Genomic DNA, 19,027 nt, shown 5'->3' with positions numbered 1-19,027 from the left:
AACTCATGCGCTACACCACATTCGGCCGGCGGTCGGGCCTGCGGGTCTCCGAATACGCGCTCGGCACCGGAAACTTCGGGACGGCGTGGGCCAGCGGCACCGGCGCCGCGGACGCCCGTACGATCTTCGACCGGTTCGCCGAAGCCGGCGGCACCTTCCTGGATACCGCGGGCATGTACCAGGCCGGTGAGTCCGAGACGATCCTCGGCGACCTGCTGACCACGGATCGCGACCACTTCGTCGTCTCGACCAAGTACGCCGCGAGCGACACGGCGCAACCGCACGTCTCGCTGACCGGTAGCGGGCGCAAGAACCTGGTGTCCTCGGTGGAGGCGAGCTTGAAACGGCTGCGCACCGATCACCTCGACCTGCTGTTCGTGCACTTCCCCGACGGTGTCACGCCGATCGACGAGATCGTGCGCGGCATGGACGACCTGGTGCGCGCCGGGAAGATCCATCATGTCGCGTTGTCGAACTTCCCGGCGTGGCAGGTGTCGGCCGCGGCCACCCTGGCGGACCTGCGCGGCTGGGCGCCGATCGTCGGTATCCAGACCGAGTACAGCCTGATCGAGCGAACTGCCGAGCGCGAACTGCTCCCGATGGCCGAGGCGCTCGGACTGGCCGTGAACCTGTGGTCGCCGCTGGCCGGCGGCCTGCTCACTGGCAAGTACCGCACCGGCGGGGACGGCCGGGCGACCGATCCCAGTCGATTCGTGACCCCCGAATCCACCACCCAGCGGACCGCCGTCATAGACACCGTCCTCGCGGTCGCCGAGGAGACCGGCGCGAGCGCCGCGCAAGTGTCCATGGCCTGGCTGCGCGAACGCAACGAGCGGACCGCCGCGACGATCGTCCCGATCGTCGGCCCGCGCACCCCGGCCCAGTTGGATGACTACCTCGGCGCGCTCCAGGTGACCCTTACCGGCGAGCAGTACACCCGACTCGACCAGGTCAGCGCCGTCGACCTGGGTGTCCCGCACGGCATCAACGCCATGATCCGCCCGAGCCTGCTGGGCGGTGATGCGAGCCGGTTCATCAGCCCGCTCACCCCGATCGCCTGACCACGGCGAAGCTGCGGGGCCGGCTCGTGACGAAACCCCGGCCTGCCGCGAGGTGGCAGGCCGGGGGTCATCCCCGCCGGTGGACCGGGTAGCGCACCACGGTTTTGAGCCGCTCCGGGGCGGTCCGTTGGGGGTTGGACAGGTAGATCTCGTGGTGGCCCTCGGCGATGTCGTAGCCGAGCTTTCCCACGTGGGTCAGCATCCGGTTGACGGTCGTTCGCACCTCGCGGTACGGGCCCACGTGCAACGCCTGGGCGCACAGTGTCTCCGCGTGGCTCTCCCACCGCACCCCCAGGTCACCGGCGACCACCCGGGCCACCAGGTCGGCCGTGACCTGCGGTGGCTGGCGCATCATCAGCTGCCACCGCCACGCCGAGCCGATGTCCGGCCACACGCCCTCCGGCGGCGGCAGGGAGTACGACGCACCGAGCGCGCGGCGCACCGCCGCCGAGGCGGTGTAGAGCGCCTTCGCCGCCGCCCGGAACCGGGCACCGTCACGCTCGCCGGTCCCGTCGACGACCAGGACGTGATGCCGGGGCACCGCGATCAGCATCGGTCGGCTGGTGATCGCCGCGAGGTGCCCCCGGGTGGTGGTCACAGGCGCAGCCAGGTGGACGGGTCGCCGGCGCCGGTGACCTGCAGGCGTTCGATGCCCACCGGCGCCGGGCCGAGGGGGACCAGCGCGGTGCGGATCGCCTGACGCGACGGGGAGTCCACCACCATGCGCAGGGTGCCGCTGCTGTTCTCCAGCTGCCGGATCGTCATGTCCCGGTGGTCGAGGGCGGTGATCACGGCGTGGACGCCGGCCGGCCCGGTCGCGGGACAGCTGACCAGATAGGCGGCCGGAGTGTGGCCACCGCGGACGTGCTGAGGCGACGGCCACGGCGACGCCACCGGTGCGCGCGTCGCCAGCGCGAGGTCGCTGTGCAGGGCCCAGTCGCTGACCGCGGAGCTGCGGTGCGAACAGGTGAAGACCAGGGTGCCGGCCCCGGCCGCCTCCACCACGAACCCGGACCGCACGCTCGCCGCCGCCATCGGGTGTGTCGGTGGCAGCAGGGCGTGGAAGACCTCGGTGTGGACGGTGCCGCCCCGCCGGGTCGCGCCGACCACGAGGCGTCGTTCCCAGCGTGGGCGCAGTGCGGTGTGCGGCGCGGCCGCGTCGTCCACCGCCACGTCGTGCGCCGTGGTCGGTGACCGGAACGCGGCCGAGGCCAACGCGGCCGCCCGATGGGCCATCACCGCGCGGGCCGGTGGGGGAGTCACCGGCAGGAAGGCGATCACCGATCGCAGGGTGTCACCCGGCAGCGACGTGCGCAGGATGGCGCCGATCGGCAGGTCGAAGCCCAGCGCCGCCTCGGTGTAGAAGCCGACGCCGTGCTCGGCGGCCAGCGCGTGCAAGGCGCGGCCGGCGGCGCCGATCAGGGCCGCCGACATGGTCACGACCGACGCGCCGTGCCGGATCGCGTGCGCCGCCAGACGCGGCGACATCACCGGATCGTCGATCGCTTCGACGACGACCCGCGGCCGGGTGCTTGTGATCGTACGATTGGCCACCGCCAACACGCCGGAGTCCAGGCCGTCCGGAGAAACGCCGTGTATCGCGGATATCTGCAGGGGTGCCGCGTCAGCGGACGGCTGGAACCGGGTCAGCGCGGCGATGAGCGCCCGGCTGTGCGCGCCGTGCGTGACGATCAGAACCGGTACCGACATGGCTAGAAGTAGCCTTCCCGTTTGCGGTCTTCCATCGCGGCCTCGCTGACCCGGTCGTCGCCGCGGGTGGCGCCCCGCTCGGTGACCCGGGTCGCCGCGACCTCGTCGATCACCTTCTCGACCGTGTCGGCCTCGGAGAGCACCGCGGCGGTCTGCGACGCGTCGCCGACGGTGCGATAGCGCACCCGGCGGATGGCAACCTGCTCGCCGTCGCGGGGCACGATGAACTCGTTCACCGCGTAGAACATCCCGTCGCGTTCGACGACGGCGCGGTGGTGGGCGTAGTAGATGCTCGGCAGCACGATCCGCTCCCGGGCGATGTAGTGCCAGACGTCCAGCTCGGTCCAGTTGGAGAGCGGGAACACCCGGATCGACTCGCCCGGGTGGTGCCGGCCGTTGTAGAGCGACCACAGCTCGGGGCGCTGGCTCTTCGGGTCCCACTGGCCGAACTCGTCGCGGAAGCTGAACATCCGCTCCTTGGCCCGGGCCTTCTCCTCGTCGCGGCGGGCGCCGCCGAAGAGCGCGTCGAAGCGGTACTTCTCCACCGCGTTCAGCAGCACCGGGGTCTGCAGCCGGTTGCGGGTGCCGTCCGGCAGCTCGCGCACCAGCCCGGAGTCGATCGCCTCCGGCACGCTCGCCACGATCAGGTGCAGACCCAGCGCGGTCACCTGGGTGTCGCGGTAGTGCAGCACCTCCGGGAAGTTGTGGCCGGTGTCGACGTGCAGCACCGGGAACGGCATCCGGGCCGGCGCGAACGCCTTCTGTGCCAGGCGCAGCATCACGACCGAGTCCTTGCCGCCGGAGAAGAGCAGCACCGGCCGTTCGAACTCGGCCATCACCTCCCGCATCACGAAGATGCTCTCGGCTTCGAGAACGTCCAGGTGCGAGAGGGTACGGGCGCGGCTCATCGGGTGATCAGGTGGCCGAGGACGTCCTGGCGGGTCAGCACGCCGCACGGGCGGCCGTCGCCGAGCACCAGCACCGCGCCGACCCGGCTGAGGGCCGCGATGACCGCGCCGATCGGCTCGCGGAACCCGACGATCGGCAACGGCGCGGCGAGGTGGTCGGCGACCAGGTCGTCCGGTGCGGCGGTGCCGTTCACGATCGCGGTGAGGAGCTCGTCCTCGTGCACGGCGCCGGCCACCTCGGCGGCCATCACCGGCGGGGTGTGCCGGAACACCGGCAGCTGGGAGACCCCGCTGTCGCGCATGGCCGTGATGGCCTGGCTCAGGGTGTGCTCGGGGAACGCCCACACCATGTCCTGCGCGCCGGAGCCCTTGGCCCGCAACAGGTCACCGGCCCGGACCGTCGCGTCGGTGGGCACCTCGAAGCCGTGTGCGGAGATCCAGTCGTCGTTGAACACCTTCGACAGGTAACCCCGGCCGCCGTCGGGCAGCAGCACCACGATCACGTCGTCCGGCCCGGCGGTCGCGGCCACCCGCAGCGCGGCGACCACGGCCATCCCCGCCGAGCCGCCGACCAGCAGGCCCTCCTCGCGGGCCAGCCGGCGGGTCATCGCGAACGAGTCGCCGTCGCTGACCGCGATCACCTCGTCGAGCACCGACCGGTCCAGCGCCGACGGCCAGAAGTCCTCGCCGACCCCTTCCACCAGGTACGGCCGCCCGTCACCACCGGAGTAGACGGAGCCTTCCGGGTCGGCGCCGACGATCCGCACCCGCCCGCCGGAGCGTTCCTTGAGCAGCCGTCCGGTGCCGCTGATCGTGCCGCCGGTGCCGACCCCGGCGACGAAGTGCGTGATCCGGCCCTGCGTCTGCTCCCAGAGTTCCGGTCCGGTGCCCTCGTAGTGGGCGCGCGGGTTGTTCGGGTTGGCGTACTGGTCCGGCTTCCACGCGTCGGTGATCTCCCGTACCAGCCGGTCCGAGACGCTGTAGTAGGAGTCGGGATGCTCGGGCGGCACCGCGGTCGGGCACGTCACGACGTCCGCCCCGTACGCCTTAAGGACGTTGATCTTGTCGATGCTGACCTTGTCGGGGCAGACGAAGATGCAGTGGTAGCCGCGGCGCTGCGCGACCAGCGCCAGGCCGACACCGGTGTTGCCGCTGGTCGGCTCGATGATGGTGCCGCCCGGTTTCAACTCGCCGGCGTCCTCGGCGGCCTGGATCAGCGTGGGGGCGATGCGGTCCTTGACCGACCCGCCGGGATTGAAGTACTCCACCTTGGCCAGCACCAGCGGCCCGCCCGGCTCGGTGACCGAGCAGAGCTGGATCAGGGGAGTGTTGCCGATGAGGTCCAGGACCGACGTGTGGAATTGCACGGTGATCACCTGTCTTCGGAGGTGGCGGGTTCCAAGCGGGGCACGGGAACGGGTGCCGGCCGGCGCAGGACGCGGCGCAGCAGCGGACCGGTCATGGCCGTGGTGACCAGGGCCATGACCACGAACATCGCGAACAACAGCGGGTTCAGCACGCCGAGCTGCAGGCCGATGCTCAGCACGATCAGTTCGGTGAGGCCGCGGCAGTTCATCATCAGCCCGAGCGCCAGCCCGTCGCGCGGCCCGGAGCCGGTGGCCAGCGCGGCCACCGCGGTCCCGCCGACCTTGGCGACCACGGCGATCAGCACCAGGGCCACCAGGATCAGCCATCCGCCGGCCAGGTCCAGCGCGCCCAGGTCGAGCTGCAGGCCGAAGACCACGAAGAACAGCGGCAGCAGCACCCAGAGCGCGACGCCTTCGAGCTTGGTGGTCAGCTCCCGGGTCGCCGACGACCCGCGCGGCATGATCAGCCCGGCGAGGAACGCGCCGAAGATGGCGTGCGCGCCGATCAGGTCGGTGACCGCGGCCGAGACCAGGATGACGAAGGTGAACAGACCGAACAGCGCGGCCCGCCGGCCGCTGTCGGACTCGCTGCGGGCGGCCGCCCGGGCCAGCAGCGGGCGGACGACGCCGGCCAGCACCGCGGTGACCACCGCGACGAGCAGCACCGTCCAGGCCGCGGCCCACACCGACGTGCCGCGGATGTAGGCGACCACGGCCACCAGCAGGCACCACGCGGTGACGTCGCCGATGCCGGCGGCCGCGATCCCGGCCGTGCCGACCGGGGTGCGCAGCAGGTTCTGCTCGGTGAGGATCCGGGCCAGCACCGGGAACGCGCTGATCGACAGGCACAGCCCCACGAAGATCAGGAAGGCGCCGTCGCCGATCCCGGCCGGCTGGAACCGGTCCGGGAGGGCGGCGGCGAACAGGATGCCGATCACGAACGGCACGGCGATCGAGGCGTGCCCGACCACGACGCTGCGCGCCCCGCTGCTGCGCACCAGCCGCCAGTCCATCTCGCAGCCGACCAGGAACATGAACAGGATGACGCCGATCTGGGCGAGCGCCGAGAGGTACGGCAGGATCGACGCCGGGAACAGCCAGTGCTGGACCGACGGTTGCAGCGCGCCCAGCACGGACGGGCCCAGCGCCAACCCGGCGGCGAGCTCACCGATGACCGCCGGCTGACCGATTTTGCGGGCCAGCGCCCCGCCGAGCGCCGCGGCCGCGACCGCCGCGGCGACGGCCAGCAGCAGGTGGTAGAGCACCAGTCCACCGCTCGTGGCGGCGGTGCGCCCGTCGCCGCCGGTGTGCGCCAGCAGCACGATCAGGCCGATCGCGAGCGCGGCGGGCAGCACCGCGGTGGCCAGATAGACCAGCGCGAGGCGTACCGATCCCGGCGGCCGGCTCATGCGCCCAGCCCGCCGGAGACGACCAGCTGGGTGCCGGTGACGTAGCGGGAGTCGTCGCTGGCCAGGTAGGCCACCGCGCCCGCGACGTCCTCGGGCCGGCCCAGCTCGCCGAGCGGGACCCGGGTCAGGTAGCCGTCCCGGGCGCGCTGCGGGTCGGCGTCGAACTGCTGCAGCAGCGACGCGCCCAGCTCCGTGTCGATCATCGCGGGGTGCACCGAGTTGCAGCGCAGGGTGAGCCCGGTGCGGGCGCAGTGCACCGCCACCGACCTGGTCAGGTGGGTCACCGCGGCCTTCGCCGCCCCGTAGGCCACGAAGCGCGGGGTGGACATCAGGGCCGCCGTCGACGACATGTTGACGATCGAGCCGGGGGTGGCGCGGCCCATCACCGCCACCGCCGCCCGGCAGCCGAGGAAGACGCTGTCGAGGTTGTCCGCCATGATCGTCCGCCAGTGCGGCAGCGTGGTGCCCGCCGGATCCTGCGGCTCGTCACCGCCGGACGAGCCGGCGTTGTTGACCAGGATGTCCAGCCGGCCGAAGCGGCCGATCACCTCGTCGAGCAGTGCCGGCCACTGTTCCTCCCGTACGACGTCCTGGGCCCGGAAGTGCGCGTGTTTGCCGAGCTGGTCGGCCACCTCGGCGCCGCGCCGCGCGTCCCGTCCGGTGATCACCACGGCCGCGGCGCCCTCGTCGAGCAGACGCTGGGCCACGGCGCGGCCGATACCGCTGGTGCCGCCGGTCACCACGGCCACCCGGTCAGTCAGTCGCATCGGTGTCCTCCTTGCCCATCAGTCGCGCACCGGCGGCGTGCAGGGTGGACAGCTGTTTGCAGAACGCGAAACGCACCAGGTCCCGCCCGCCGCTGCGGTCGTGGTAGAACGCGGATCCGGGGATGGCGGCCACGCCCGCGCCGCGGATCAGCTCGGTCACCCAGCGCTCGTCGTCGTCCGGGCAGCGCGCCATCACGAAGAACGCGCCGGCCGGGCGGGCCGCCGGCAACCCGGCCCGGTCCAGGTAGTCGATCAGCACGTCGCGCCGCTCGGTGTACTCCGCCCGCAACGCGTCGAAGTAGCCGCTGCCGGCTCCGGTGGACAGCGCGGTGGCGACGGCCTGCTGCAACGGGGTGGGCGCGGCGAACGTGATGAACTGGTGGACTCGGCGGACCGCGTCGGTCAGCGGTGGCGGGGCCAGCACCCACCCGACCCGCCAGCCGGTGACGCTGAAGGTCTTCGAGGCCGACGAGACCACCATCGTACGATCGCGGCATCCCGGCACCGCGGAGGCCCGCAGGTGAACAGCGGCGTCGTAGACCAGGTGTTCGTAGGTTTCGTCGCACAGCAGGTAGGCGTCGTACCGGTCGGCGAGCGCGGCCACCGCGGCGAACTCCTCGGCGGTGAGCAGGGCGCCACCGGGGTTGTTCGGGCTGTTGAGGAACACCAGGCGGGTGCGGGAGGTGAACGCGGCGGCCAGCCGGTCCAGGTCCAGCCGGAAGTCCGGGAACGTGGTCGGCACGTAGCGCACCACCCCGCCGGCCGCGGCGACGACGGCCGGATAGGTCTCGTAGAACGGCTCGACGACGATGGCCTCGTCGCCGGGGGAGATCAGCGCGGTCACCGCGGCCCAGATCCCCTCGGTGGCCCCGACCGTGACGGTGACCTCGGTGTCCGGGTCGTAGTCGACGCCGTACCGCCGCCGCGAGTGCTCGGCGATCGCGGAGCGCAGCGCGGGCAGGCCGGGGCTGGGCGCGTACTGGTTGAACTGGTGCCGCATCGCGTTGTCGGCCGCGTCGAGCAGCGCCGCCGGCGGGTCGAAGTCCGGGAAGCCCTGCGCCAGGTTGATCGCGCCGTGCTGGTTGGCCAGCTGCGTGAGCCGGGTGAACACCGACGTGCCCAGGGTCTGCAAGGAGGGGCGCAACGGCCCGTTCACTGTGATGCCTCGTCGAGGATCCGGCCGGGGCTCAGGATTCCCCGCGGGTCGAGGGTCTGCTTCAGCAACCGCATCAGGGTGATCTCCTCGGCGGTCCGCGAATAGTGCAGGTACGGCCGTTTCTCGAAGCCGATGCCGTGCTCGGCCGAGATGGAGCCGCCGTGCCGGCGCACCGCGCGGTAGATGATGTGCTCGACGACGGCTTTGCGGTCGCGGGTCTGCTCGCCGGTGACCACGGCGATGTGCACGTTGCCGTCGCCGAGGTGGCCGAACACCAGCAGCTTCACGGCGGGCCAGTGACCGCGCAGCTCCTCGCGGACCTCGGCGAGGTAGGACTCGAGCAGACCGGCGGGCAGGCTGATGTCGAAGCCGAACAGCGGCTGCATCTGCAGGATCTCTTTGGGGATCCGCTCGCGGGCCTGCCACAGCAGCCCGACCTGCTCGGCCGTGGCCGCGACGGTGGACTCCTCGACGATGTCGGCGCAGTCGTCGAGCGCGCGGTGGAGCCGGTCCAGGTCCTTGCCGGCGTCGACACCGGACACCTCGATCAGCACGGCGATCGGGTGCACCTTCTGCAGCGGCAGGGTGATCTCGTCACGGACCGGGAGCAGTACCTCGTACGCGTCGTCCCAGACCGCCTCGAACGCGCTGACCATGCCGGGCAGCGCGGCCTGCAACCGGTGCAGCAGGTCCAGAGCCGCGTCGAGGTCGGCCACCCCGCACATCGCGGCGAATCGGCACTGCGGGGCCGGGCGCAGCCGCAGCGTCGCCCGGGTGACCACCCCCAGCGTGCCCTCGGTGCCGATGAACAGCTGTTTCAGGTCGTGACCGGCGTTGTTCTTCACCAGCTTGTGCAGGCCGTTGACGATCGTGCCGTCGGCCAGCACCACCTCGAGGCCCAGCACCAGCTCGCGCATCATGCCGTAGAGCAGCACCCGCAGCCCGCCGGCGTTGGTGGCGATCGCCCCGCCGATGGTGGCGGCCGTGCGCGGCGCCACGTCCAGCGGGAACATCAGGTCCTGCTCGGCCGCGAGGTCCTGCACGGCGGCCAGGGTGCAGCCGGCCTGCACGGTCATCGTCCGGGTGCTGCGGTCCAGCTCCTCGACCCGGTTCATCCGCTCCAGCGACAGCACCACCTCGTCGGCGCCGGGCACACCACCGGAGACCAGCCCGGTCATGCCACCCTGCGGCACGACCGGCACGCCGCGCTCGTGGCACAGCCGCAGGATCGCCGCGACCTCGGCGGTGCCGCCGGGCCGGACCACGAGTTGCGGGTCGCCCTTGCGGTCGCTGCCCCACAGGTCCTGCGCGTAGCGCGCGCCGATGTCGGTTCCGGTCAGGCAGTGCTCCGCGCCGACGATCTCCGCCAGTTCCTTCGACAGGGTCATCAGTGGTGGGTCCCTTCGGTCGGCGGTGTTGCTGCCGGGCTGCCGAGCCCGGGCAGGTGCTGGAAGGCCGAGATCCACTCCAGGCTGGTCCGCACGTGGATCACCACGGGGCCGGTGCAGTTCAGCGCGACCTGCAGGGCCGGTTCGATCTGCTCCGCGCAGTTCACCGACAGGCCGGTGGCGCCGAACGCCCATGCCATCGCCGCGAAGTCCGGGTTGACCAGGTCGGTGGCGATGACCCGGCCGGGGTACGAGCGTTCCTGGTGCTGGCGGATGGTGCCGTAACTGCTGTTGTCCGCGATCACGATGATCAGCCGGCAGCGCCGGTGCACGGCGGTGGCCAGCTCGGTGCCGGTCATCAGGAACCCGCCGTCGCCGACGAACGCGTACACCTGGCGGCCGGGGTGCCGCAGGGCCGCGGCGACCCCGGCGGGCACCCCGAAGCCCATGGCGCTGGCCGAGGTACCGAGCATCCGGCGGCATCCGGTCGTCGGCAGGTAGCGGTGCACCCAGCTGGTGAAGTTGCCGGCGTCCACGGTGAACACCGCGTCCGGTGCGGCGGTCTGGTCGATGGCCGCGGCCACCGCGCCGAAGACCACGCCGTCGGCCGCGGTCGTCGGGTGCCAGGCGCCGGCGTCGGCCTCGAGGGCCCGCAGCGACCGGGTCCAGCCGTCCCCGCCGGGCCGGCGCGGCGGCGCGGCCGCGCACAGGTCGTCGAGGAACGCGGCGGGATCCGCGTCGAGGCCCAGCTCGGGCGGGTGCACGTGGCCGAGCCACTGCGCGTCCGGATAGACGTGGATCAGCGGCTGCCGCGGGCCGGGCAGGGTGTGTGTCTGTGTCGTCGTCGCGTCGAGCCGGGTGCCGACCGCGATGATCAGGTCGGCGCCGGCCAGCGCGGCGCGGCGCTGCGGCTGGGTGGCGATGGTCAGGTGTCCCACGTATGCCGGGTGGTCGCCGGGCAGCAGGTCCTGGCGCTTGTTGCTGGTCAGCACCGGCACGCCGAGGGTGTCCGCGGCGTGGGCCAGGGCCTGCCGGCCGCGCTCGTCACCGAGCCGGTCTCCGACGATCAGAAGCGGTCGCTGGGCCGCGGCGAGCATCGCGGCGGCCCGCGCGACGTCGTCCGGGTCGGCGCGGCCGATGGTCGCCCGCCGCACCCGGCCCCCGGTCGCGGCGGCGACAGGTTCGCCGAACAAATCCTCCGGTACGACGATGACGGCCGGCCCGGGGGTGCCCGACTCGGCGACCCGCAGCGCCCGGGTGACCAGCTCGGCGAGCCGTCCCGGGTCGTGCGCGGTCCAGACCCGTTTCGCGCAGTCGGCGAACGTGGTGTGGTAGTCCATCTCCTGGAACGCGGACCGTCCGATCTCGGAACGGCGCACCTGGCCGACGATCAGCACGAGTGGGGTGCCGTCCTGCCGGGCCGAGTGCAGCGCGATGGCCGCGTTCATCGCGCCCGGCCCCCGGTTGACCAGCAGCACACCGGCGCGGCGGGTGAGTTTCGCGTCGGCCAGCGCGGCGAACCCGGCCGACCCCTCGTGCCGGCTGGTGACCACGTCCAGCGCCGGCTCACCGGCCAGGGCGTCGAGCAGTGCCAGGTAGCTCTCCCCGGCCACGCAGAACACCCGGTCCACGCCGTGCGCGACCAGCGCGGTCACCATCGACTGGGCGGCGGTCCCGGTCTCGGCCACCGTCCGCGCCGCGGTGTGCGCCGTGGTCGTCACCGCGGTCCCACGTAGTCGCCGGTGCGTACGTCCTCGGGGTAGATCACCGTGGCGTCGTCGAAGCCCTGACCGACCTGCTGGTACTGCATCAACATGAACTGCGGCGGGCTGTGGTGCCAGTGCTCGGGGCCACGCTCGAAAGAGACCGGGCCGCGCCAGGTGTCGAAGGTGCCGTGCTCCAGCGACTGCACCAGCGCCTCCGGCTCGGCGGCCGCGGAGGACGCCAGGGCCTGACCGATGACGGTGATGTCGGTGAACGCGTTCAGGGCGTTGTCCGGCGGGAACGAGCCGTACGCGTCCAGGTACGCCTGGGTGAACCACTGACCGATCGGGGTCAGCCCCTGCCACGACGGGCGGTAGGCGGTCGCCGGCCACACCACGTGGTTGCCCGCCGCACCGGCGAGCTTCCAGTAGTCCTCCGAGCGCATCGGGAACGGGAACATCACCAGCATCTGGGTGTCCGGCAGGATCCCGAGCTCGGTGGCCTGCTCGATCACCATGTAGTTGGTGCGCACCACCCCGCAGTTGATCAGCACGTCGGGCTGGAACGCCTTGATCTGCCGCAGCTCGTCGCGGACGTCCGTGGTGGTCTCCTGCGGGAAGTCGAGCCGCAGGATCTCGAACCCGGCCGCCGTGGCCACCGCCTGCAGCGTGCCGGCCATCGTCGCGCCGAAGACGGTGTCGGGGGCGATGATGCCGAGCCGGGTCAGCTTCTGCTCGGCGAGAAAATCGACGATCATGGGTACGCGGTCGGCGATGCTGAAGTACGTCCGGAACAGCGTCCGGCGCTGCCGCGCGGTGATGGTGTTGTGCCCGTTCTCCACGAAGATCGGCACGCCGAGCAGCTCGGCGGTCTTCGTCACGTGCTCGGCGGTGCGCAGGTGCCACTGGCCGACGACCGCGACCACCTCGTCCACCATCGCCAGCTTCGCGAGCCCGGCGACGGCGGAGCGCTGCATCCCCTCCTCGGCGGCGGAGTACTGGTCGTTCTGCACCACGAGGGTGAGGTCGGCGATGCCGTTCGCGCGCAGGTACTCCACGCCCAGGCAGGCGCCGCGCACGATGAGCTCACCCGCGACCGGGTCACCCGGCCCGGTCAGCGGGGTCAGCACACCCACCGGCGCGGACCCGGCGCCGGCGGCGGCGTTGACGGCATCGACCAGCGCGCGGGCGCGAGACTCGTTCGTGTCCGGTGTCGACATGCAACTCTCCTTGAGGATCGGTGGAGCGGGGCCTCAGCAGCCGAAGGTCTCGCGGTAGGCGGTGAACCGCCGGGACAGGTCGGCGGCGTCGAGACCGAACTGCGCCGGGTGGTAGTCGTGCCGGCCGTGCCGGGTCGCGCTGTTGGCGGCCAGATACGCCTGGGCGCCGGCGGTGGCGGCCGCGGTCATCGGCACCCCGGCGAACGCGCAGATCCGCGCGATCTGCGCGACCGGGTCGCGGACCAGGTCCCGGTAGCGGACGTCGAGGACCTGACCGGCGGGCAGGGCGCGGCGGGTCTCCTCCACATCGGTCATGATCGGTTCGATCCGGTGCAGCCACTGGTGGCCGATCTCGGTGCGGTCGACGCGTTCGCTGCGGGCCCGGCGGATGACCGAGCACAGGCTGGCGGTCGACGGCACGGTCTCGGCCGGGTCCCGATGCATGTGGATCACCCGGGCGTCCGGGTAGACCGCCGCCAGCGCGGTCAGCGACCACAGGTGGAACGGGCACTTGAGCACCACCGGCGCGCCCGGGATCCGCCAGAGCATGGCCTGCACCTGCCGCCGGTGATAGCGGTACTCCTCGACCATGTCCTTGTCGCGCAGCCAGGCGCCGTAGCTGGGCACCCGGTAGCGCATCTCGTAGACCATGCTGGCGAACGTGGTGCCGATCAGCCGCTGGCACTCGTCCGGGCGGCGTGCGTCGAGGAAGTGGATCCGGGGCAGCTCGGGGGCGACCTTGTTGTATTCGTCGACGTAGTGCTGGGCGCGGTCGGCCAGCGCCTCGTACCCCTGCTGGTCCTGACGTTCGGTGGCCGGGTTCATCAGCTCCCACAGCGCGGGCACCCGCAGGCCGGGGTGCTGGGCGAGCAGGTTGTGCACGAGGGTGGTGCCGGTGCGCAGCAGTCCGGTGATCACGATCGGTCGCGGGACCGGCGTCGCGAGGATCTCCGGGTGCCGTTCGATCAGCCGGTCCAGGGTGATCTGCTGTTCGAGCGTGGCGACCAGCGTGGCCCGCACCGTCCGCGCGCCGTCCGGAGTGAGCCGGCCCTCCCGCGCGAGGGAGTCGGTCAGCCGGTCGAGCGCGTCACGGAACCGGAACCGCTCCGGGTCGACGCCGGCCCGGTGCGCCGCCTCGCTGACCACCGAGCCGGCGGTCAGCTCCAGGGTGCCGGTCACGCCGTCACCAGACCGTTGGCGCTGGGGCTCCGCAAACCCGGGTACACCTGGTCGCGCAGCGGCAGCGCGGCCCGGAAGTCGGCCAGGTTCTCCAGGAACACCTCGCCCACCCGGCGTTCCTCGTCCGCGAAACGGAAGGCGCAGTGCGGGGTGATCCAGAGATTCGGTACGTCCCACAGCTCGTCGTGGTGGTACAACGGCTCCTGGGCGTGCACGTCCAGCATCGCCGCGCGCAGCCGGCCGTCGCGCAGCCGCCGCACCAGCGCCGCTGTGTCGAGCACGTCGGCCCGGCCGACGTTGATGACGCAGCCGTGCCGCGGCAGCGCGTCCAGGACCGTCGCGTCGACCAGGCCCCGCGTCTGCGGTGTCGACGGCGCCGCCACGATCAGGTGATCGGCCTGGGCGGCGGCCTCGGCCAGCCGGTGCGACGGCAGGGTCCGCCCGGCCAGTGGCGAGGGCCGGCCCTGGCGGGTCACCGCGGCGACGGTGATCCCGAACGCGGCGGCCCGCCGGGCGATCTCGGTGCCGATCCGGCCGAGCCCGAGCAGCAGCAGGCGGGACCCGGCGACCAGCTGGGCGTCGGGCATCCGCCACCGCCGTTCGCGCTGGCTGTCCACCAGCGTGACCGCGTCCTTGGCCAGCGCCAGCAGGCCCATCAGCGCGAACTCGGCCACCGGCACGGCCGGCACCCGGGCCGACGTGGACACCTGCAGCGACGGGCGGGGCGCGCCGCCGGCCACGTGGTCGGTGCCGGTGCCGGTCAGGTGCAGCCACCGCAGCCGGGAGCATCGGGCCAGCAGCCCGGCCGGGAACGTGTTCGCCACCAGCACGTCGATCAGCTGCGGATCCGGCGGGTCGATCGCGGTGTTCGCCACGACGTCGACGCGGACGTCAGGGTGGGCGGCGCGGACCTGCGCGGCCAGGACCGTACCCATGGTGGGGTGATAGACGCAGACCCGGAGCGTGTCCGTCATGCCGGGATCAGCTTCCGCTCCCGGTCGGCGAGGCGCTCGCGGGCCAGGTCGTCGGCGATCCGGTAGAGCGGCCGGGTCTGCACCGCCGCGCGGTCGAGCAGCTCGGTGATGTTGCCGCGGACCCGGTCGCCGACCTGGGCGAACAGCCAGTCGACGAGCTCCTCGACACTGGCGCCGACCGGCGCGGCGCCGAGCAGCAGCAGCCCGGTGACGGCGGCGCCGCCGCAGTTGACCACGATGCCGGGCAGCACCGGGACGCCGCGCAGCGCCAGCACGTCGCAGGCCGGGGGAGTGCAGGCCAGGTTGCCGCCCTCGACCACGATGGCGGCCCGTACCCGGTCGACGTTGTCCGTCGTGATCGCGTCGCCGCCGGCCGCGAGGACCAGGACGTCGGCGGCGACGTCCAGCCAGGCGTCCGCGGTGTCCGCGCAGGTCACGCCGGGGCTGATGGCGCCGCGGTCGATCGTGCCGTACTCGTCGGTGGCCCGCAGCAGCGCGTCCACGTCGAGCCCGCCGGGGTCGGCGATCGTGCCGTGCCGGTCGGCGACGGCGACCACCGTGAAGCCGCGGCCGCGCAACCCGGTCGCGACGGCCCGGCCGACGGTGCCGAAACCCTGAATGGCGACGGTACGGCAGACCGCGTCCAGCCCGAGCTGCTCCGCGGCGGCGGTCACCGCCTCGCACACGCCGAACCCGGTGATCTCGTGGCACTTGTCCCAGAGCTCGCTCCAGCTGCACGGCAGGTCCACCGGGCTGTCGCGTTGCATGTCGAAGTGCGCGGCCTCGAAGAAGTAGTCCCGGTCGCGGTAGGAGATGCCCTGGTCGCAGCCGAGGTAGACGCCGTTGCGCAGCAGCGGCGCGACGGCCTGGCCGAACGCGGTGAGCTGACGGTCGCGTTCCGGGCCGGACGGCAGCCCGCAGACGATGCCGGCCTTGGCGCCGCCGATCGGCAGCCCGGCGAGGGCCAGCTTCAGCGTCATCGCCTCGGCGAGCCCGGCCACCTCCTGCAGGTCGACCTGGGGGGTCATCCGGGTGCCGCCCATGGCCCGCCCGTCGACGAAGTCGTTGACCACGACGAACCCGCGGAATTCCGATTCGGGGTCGCTTACCTGGATTCGCACTTCCATGCCCATGACGATTCCTCCGGTAGACGAAGACGTGTTCCTGCACCGGCGGTCGGCCGGCAAGAACCTACACAGGATCTGTCGAATGGCGGGGGTGAAGTCGGTGTAATAGCAACGTGGATCGCATTGTCGTCGCCATTATTCGCTCCTGCGAAACGCTCGCCGCGCCGAGACGAGTTAAGCATGGTCGATGTCTTGCTGCAACCGGCCCGGACCTCGGCAGAATCGTGATCATGCTGCCGGGAAGCGAAATTCTGACGGAGTGTAGAAGTGTCAAAATCTTGCTTTCCTATGTGGACACTAGGACTATATTTCGCATGCGTCGATGATTTCGGAAAAGTAAACGCGATGATCCGTGCGCGCGGTGACGGCGGCCGGTCGGGCGGCTGCGGCGGGGGCGGCGGCGCGGCCCGTGCGGCTCGGCGTAGCTGCGGTCCGGCGGCGGATCACCCTCAGTGGCCGAGTGGCTACCGAAGCCGGTGATCCAGGTTAAGCCTGGGTTACCGGCCCGGCTTATGACGTGAATCGATAACGCGTTCGAATCGGTCGTCAGGGTCGCCGAACCACAATCAACGGCCCGGATGGCCCGCGAGGGGCAACTACGTTCAGTAGTTTTTGGGCGAAGTCGTGTCGGTCAGAGCGCGCGCTGCCGGCTCGTCCGGAAGACGTGCCGGTAGGTCTGCGGCGGCACGGCGACCGCCCGCTGGAAATGCAGCCGCAGCGCGGCCGCCGAGCCGAATCCGGCCTGCTGTGCCACTTTTTCGACCGATTCGTCCGTCGTCTCCAGCAGCTCCTGTGCACATCGGATCCGCTGCTGCAGCACCCAGCGCAACGGGCTCACCCCGGTGATCTCCTGGAATCGGCGGGCGAACGTGCGCTGGCTCATGTTCGCCCGGCGCGCCAAGTCGGCCACGGTGAGTGGTGCTGCCAGGTTCTGCCGGGCCCACTGCAGGACCGGGGCCAGCTCGTCGGCGCGCGACAGGCCGGTGGGTGGTTCGACGAACTGCGCCTGCGACCCGTCGCGGTGCGGCGGGACGACCATCCGGCGGGCGACCGCGTGCGCCACCGCGGTGCCGTGGTCCGACGCCACCACGTGCAGGCAGACGTCCACGGCGGCGCCGGTGCCCGCCGACGTCAGGATGTCGCCCTCGTCCACGAACAACACCCCGCCGTCCACCTTGACCTCGGGATACCGGTGCGCGAAGTCCACCACGTTCATCCAGTGCGTGGTCGCCCGCCGGCCGTCGAGCAGCCCGGCGGCGGCCAGCAGGTACGCCCCGGTACAGATCGACACCATCCGGGCGCCGCGCCGGTGGGCCCGCTGCAGTGCCGCGATCAGGTCGGCCGGCGGGTTCAGCTGCGTCGGCCGCGAGCACGCCGGCAGGATGATGGTGTCCGCCTCGTCCATCGCGCTGAGGTCGTACGGCACCTGGATGCCCGGGCCGGACGAGGTGCCCAGCGTGCCCGGCTCACTGGCGCAGAACCGCAGGTCGTACCAGGGGTCGACGAGGTCGGCGCGGTCGATGCCGAAGACCTCGCAGGGCACCGCCAACTCGAAGATCGGCAGCCGGTCGGTCAGTGGCATCACCACGATGTGGGCAGGCATGGCAAAAACCTAGCGTGTTTTGGCAGTCACTCAGCTGGTGGCCCGATGCCGTTCTGACGAATCTTGGTGCATGGCTTCCACCGTGTCCGAGAACACCGACGACGGCGTGCTGACGTCCGAACGCGGACTCACGTTCGTTCAAGGCACCGCCTTGTACGTCGGCGCGGTCCTGGGCACCGGGGCGATCGCCCTGCCGGCCATGGCGGCCCGCGCCGCCGGGCCCGCGTCGCTGCTCGCCTGGCTCGGCCTGATCGTGATGTCCATTCCGCTGGCGGCCACGTTCGCCGCCCTGGGTTCGCGCTATCCCGACTCCGGCGGCGTCTCGACCTACGTCCGGCGGGCGTTCGGCGCGCACTGGGCCGGGCTCGTCGGCTGGTGCTTCTACCTGACGGTGCCCCCGGCGATGGCCGCCGCGGCGCTGTTCGGCGGCGCCTACGTCGCCGACGCCGTCGACGGCGGCACCACCACGACGGTGCTGGTGGCGGTGGCGCTGATCGCGTCGGTCACCCTGGCCAACGTGTTCGGCCTGCGGGTCTCCGGCCGGCTGGCCCTCGGCCTGGCGGTCGTGCTGGCGCTGCTGCTGTTGCTGGCGGCCGGCTCGTCGCTGCCACACGCCCGGCTCGACAACCTGCAGCCGTTCGCCCCGCACGGCTGGGCGGCCGTCGGAAGTGCGGCGGCCCTGCTGGTGTGGAGCTTCTCCGGCTGGGAGGCGATGACACACCTGTCCGCCGACTTCCGCCGCCCGCACCGCGACATCCCCCGCACCACCGCCGCAGCCGTGGTGATCATCGGGGTGCTCTACCTGGCCGTGGCCGGAGCCAGCATCCTGGTGCTGGGCGCCGCCGCCGGTGACTCGAACGCGCCGCTGGCCGACCTGCTCAGCATCGGCATCGGCAGGGCCGGTGGCGTGCTGGGCACCGTGGTCGCGCTGCTGCTCACGCTCGGGGTGATGAACACCTATCAGGCGAGCGCCGCCAAACTCGGCGCCGCGCTGGGCCGCGACGCCGCGTTGCCGCGCTGGCTCGCGCCCGGCAGCGAGTCGGGCGGTGTACCGGTGCGCAGCGTGCTGATCGTTGCCGCATTCGCCGCGACCGCATTGTCCGCGGTCGTGATATTCGGCGACGCGGATCCGGAACCCCTGGTGCTGCTCACCACTGGCGCATTTGTGACAGTGTATGTGCTGGGTTCCGCGGCGGCGGTTCGGCTTCTTCCGCACCGTTCCTGGGGCCGAGCGGCGGCGATCATCTCACTGATCGCCTCGGTATTGCTGCTCGGCACCACCGGCCGATATTTGCTGTGGCCGGCCCTGCTGGCAATAGGGTGCATGCTCTATCTGCGCCGATCGGCCCGCACCAGCAGATCGGCATTCTGATGAGCCAGGCGATTCTGGAGCCGGACGCCGCTGTCGCGCGGAACATGGATCTGTTGCGGTTCGCGACGGCGGGCAGTGTCGAC

Annotated in this window: 16 protein-coding genes; 2 read left to right on the top strand and 14 right to left on the bottom strand. The window is 71.9% G+C overall.

All coding sequences use genetic code 11. From position 1 onward, the window contains the following. The first annotated feature begins 5 nt into the window (after window positions 1-5). Complete coding sequence (locus Apa02nite_RS42545; RefSeq protein WP_203830158.1) at window positions 6-1,061, top strand: aldo/keto reductase; 1,056 nt, start codon at window positions 6-8, stop codon at window positions 1,059-1,061. 67 nt (window positions 1,062-1,128) lie between these two features. Here the strand turns inward: Apa02nite_RS42545 and Apa02nite_RS42540 are convergent, their stop codons facing one another. The 14 genes from Apa02nite_RS42540 to Apa02nite_RS42475 form a co-directional block, all read right to left on the bottom strand. Beyond that, on the bottom strand, window positions 1,129-1,659 hold the full coding sequence (locus Apa02nite_RS42540) for a GyrI-like domain-containing protein (protein ID WP_203830157.1): 531 nt from the start codon (window positions 1,657-1,659) through the stop codon (window positions 1,129-1,131). Continuing rightward, window positions 1,656-2,771, bottom strand: coding sequence for a hypothetical protein (locus tag Apa02nite_RS42535; RefSeq protein ID WP_203830156.1), 1,116 nt, complete (start codon window positions 2,769-2,771; stop codon window positions 1,656-1,658). The genes Apa02nite_RS42540 and Apa02nite_RS42535 overlap by 4 nt, the downstream gene beginning before the upstream one ends. Window positions 2,772-2,773: 2 nt before the next feature. Beyond that, window positions 2,774-3,679 carry a sulfate adenylyltransferase subunit CysD gene (cysD, locus tag Apa02nite_RS42530; protein ID WP_203830155.1) on the bottom strand — a complete coding sequence of 302 codons (906 nt, stop codon included), beginning with the start codon at window positions 3,677-3,679 and terminating at the stop codon, window positions 2,774-2,776. Further along, window positions 3,676-5,046 (bottom strand): cystathionine beta-synthase, encoded by a 1,371-nt coding sequence (locus Apa02nite_RS42525; RefSeq protein ID WP_067705795.1) that lies wholly within the window; start codon window positions 5,044-5,046, stop codon window positions 3,676-3,678. The genes cysD and Apa02nite_RS42525 overlap by 4 nt, the downstream gene beginning before the upstream one ends. Before the next feature lie 5 nt (window positions 5,047-5,051). Continuing rightward, a complete protein-coding gene (locus tag Apa02nite_RS42520; RefSeq protein ID WP_203830154.1) occupies window positions 5,052-6,455 on the bottom strand; it encodes a cation:proton antiporter domain-containing protein in 1,404 nt (467 codons plus the stop codon). Next, a complete protein-coding gene (locus tag Apa02nite_RS42515; protein ID WP_203830153.1) occupies window positions 6,452-7,222 on the bottom strand; it encodes an SDR family NAD(P)-dependent oxidoreductase in 771 nt (256 codons plus the stop codon). The genes Apa02nite_RS42520 and Apa02nite_RS42515 overlap by 4 nt, the downstream gene beginning before the upstream one ends. Then, window positions 7,209-8,366: a pyridoxal phosphate-dependent aminotransferase gene (locus Apa02nite_RS42510; RefSeq protein ID WP_239164948.1), complete on the bottom strand. Its 1,158-nt coding sequence runs from the start codon at window positions 8,364-8,366 to the stop codon at window positions 7,209-7,211. Before Apa02nite_RS42510 ends, Apa02nite_RS42515 begins: the two co-directional genes overlap by 14 nt. A gap of 8 nt (window positions 8,367-8,374) precedes the next feature. Beyond that, window positions 8,375-9,766: an FAD-binding oxidoreductase gene (locus Apa02nite_RS42505; protein ID WP_203830152.1), complete on the bottom strand. Its 1,392-nt coding sequence runs from the start codon at window positions 9,764-9,766 to the stop codon at window positions 8,375-8,377. Further along, window positions 9,766-11,487, bottom strand: a complete 1,722-nt coding sequence (locus tag Apa02nite_RS42500; protein WP_275412890.1) for a thiamine pyrophosphate-dependent enzyme — start codon at window positions 11,485-11,487, stop codon at window positions 9,766-9,768. Before Apa02nite_RS42500 ends, Apa02nite_RS42505 begins: the two co-directional genes overlap by 1 nt. Next, window positions 11,484-12,689, bottom strand: a complete 1,206-nt coding sequence (locus Apa02nite_RS42495) for an ABC transporter substrate-binding protein (protein WP_203830151.1) — start codon at window positions 12,687-12,689, stop codon at window positions 11,484-11,486. Before Apa02nite_RS42495 ends, Apa02nite_RS42500 begins: the two co-directional genes overlap by 4 nt. A 33-nt stretch (window positions 12,690-12,722) precedes the next feature. After that, on the bottom strand, window positions 12,723-13,868 hold the full coding sequence (locus Apa02nite_RS42490) for a sulfotransferase family protein (protein WP_203830150.1): 1,146 nt from the start codon (window positions 13,866-13,868) through the stop codon (window positions 12,723-12,725). Further along, on the bottom strand, window positions 13,865-14,842 hold the full coding sequence (locus tag Apa02nite_RS42485) for an NAD(P)-dependent oxidoreductase (protein ID WP_203830149.1): 978 nt from the start codon (window positions 14,840-14,842) through the stop codon (window positions 13,865-13,867). The genes Apa02nite_RS42490 and Apa02nite_RS42485 overlap by 4 nt, the downstream gene beginning before the upstream one ends. Further along, entirely contained in the window at window positions 14,839-15,969 is a 1,131-nt protein-coding gene (locus Apa02nite_RS42480; protein WP_203830148.1) for a Glu/Leu/Phe/Val family dehydrogenase, read from the bottom strand. Before Apa02nite_RS42480 ends, Apa02nite_RS42485 begins: the two co-directional genes overlap by 4 nt. 631 nt (window positions 15,970-16,600) lie before the next feature. Beyond that, complete coding sequence (locus Apa02nite_RS42475) at window positions 16,601-17,572, bottom strand: helix-turn-helix domain-containing protein (RefSeq protein WP_203830147.1); 972 nt, start codon at window positions 17,570-17,572, stop codon at window positions 16,601-16,603. Between the two features lie 70 nt (window positions 17,573-17,642). Between Apa02nite_RS42475 and Apa02nite_RS42470 the strand changes: the two genes are divergently transcribed. Next, window positions 17,643-18,944: an APC family permease gene (locus Apa02nite_RS42470; RefSeq protein ID WP_203830146.1), complete on the top strand. Its 1,302-nt coding sequence runs from the start codon at window positions 17,643-17,645 to the stop codon at window positions 18,942-18,944. The last annotated feature ends 83 nt before the right edge of the window (window positions 18,945-19,027 follow it).

It is taken from the genome of Actinoplanes palleronii (assembly GCF_016862315.1).
GTDB classification, from domain to species: domain Bacteria; phylum Actinomycetota; class Actinomycetes; order Mycobacteriales; family Micromonosporaceae; genus Actinoplanes; species Actinoplanes palleronii.
This window is presented reverse-complemented; position numbering and strand designations above follow the sequence as displayed.

Coding starts and splice junctions, on each gene's coding strand:
- Apa02nite_RS42505 (WP_203830152.1), bottom strand. CDS start 9,766: ATGACCCTGTCGAAGGAACTGGCGGAGATCGTCGGCGCGGAGCACTGC.
- Apa02nite_RS42545 (WP_203830158.1), top strand. CDS start 6: ATGCGCTACACCACATTCGGCCGGCGGTCGGGCCTGCGGGTCTCCGAA.
- Apa02nite_RS42480 (WP_203830148.1), bottom strand. CDS start 15,969: ATGGAAGTGCGAATCCAGGTAAGCGACCCCGAATCGGAATTCCGCGGG.
- Apa02nite_RS42495 (WP_203830151.1), bottom strand. CDS start 12,689: ATGTCGACACCGGACACGAACGAGTCTCGCGCCCGCGCGCTGGTCGAT.
- Apa02nite_RS42535 (WP_203830156.1), bottom strand. CDS start 2,771: ATGTCGGTACCGGTTCTGATCGTCACGCACGGCGCGCACAGCCGGGCG.
- Apa02nite_RS42515 (WP_203830153.1), bottom strand. CDS start 7,222: ATGCGACTGACTGACCGGGTGGCCGTGGTGACCGGCGGCACCAGCGGT.
- Apa02nite_RS42470 (WP_203830146.1), top strand. CDS start 17,643: ATGGCTTCCACCGTGTCCGAGAACACCGACGACGGCGTGCTGACGTCC.
- Apa02nite_RS42475 (WP_203830147.1), bottom strand. CDS start 17,572: ATGCCTGCCCACATCGTGGTGATGCCACTGACCGACCGGCTGCCGATC.
- Apa02nite_RS42485 (WP_203830149.1), bottom strand. CDS start 14,842: ATGACGGACACGCTCCGGGTCTGCGTCTATCACCCCACCATGGGTACG.
- cysD (WP_203830155.1), bottom strand. CDS start 3,679: ATGAGCCGCGCCCGTACCCTCTCGCACCTGGACGTTCTCGAAGCCGAG.
- Apa02nite_RS42520 (WP_203830154.1), bottom strand. CDS start 6,455: ATGAGCCGGCCGCCGGGATCGGTACGCCTCGCGCTGGTCTATCTGGCC.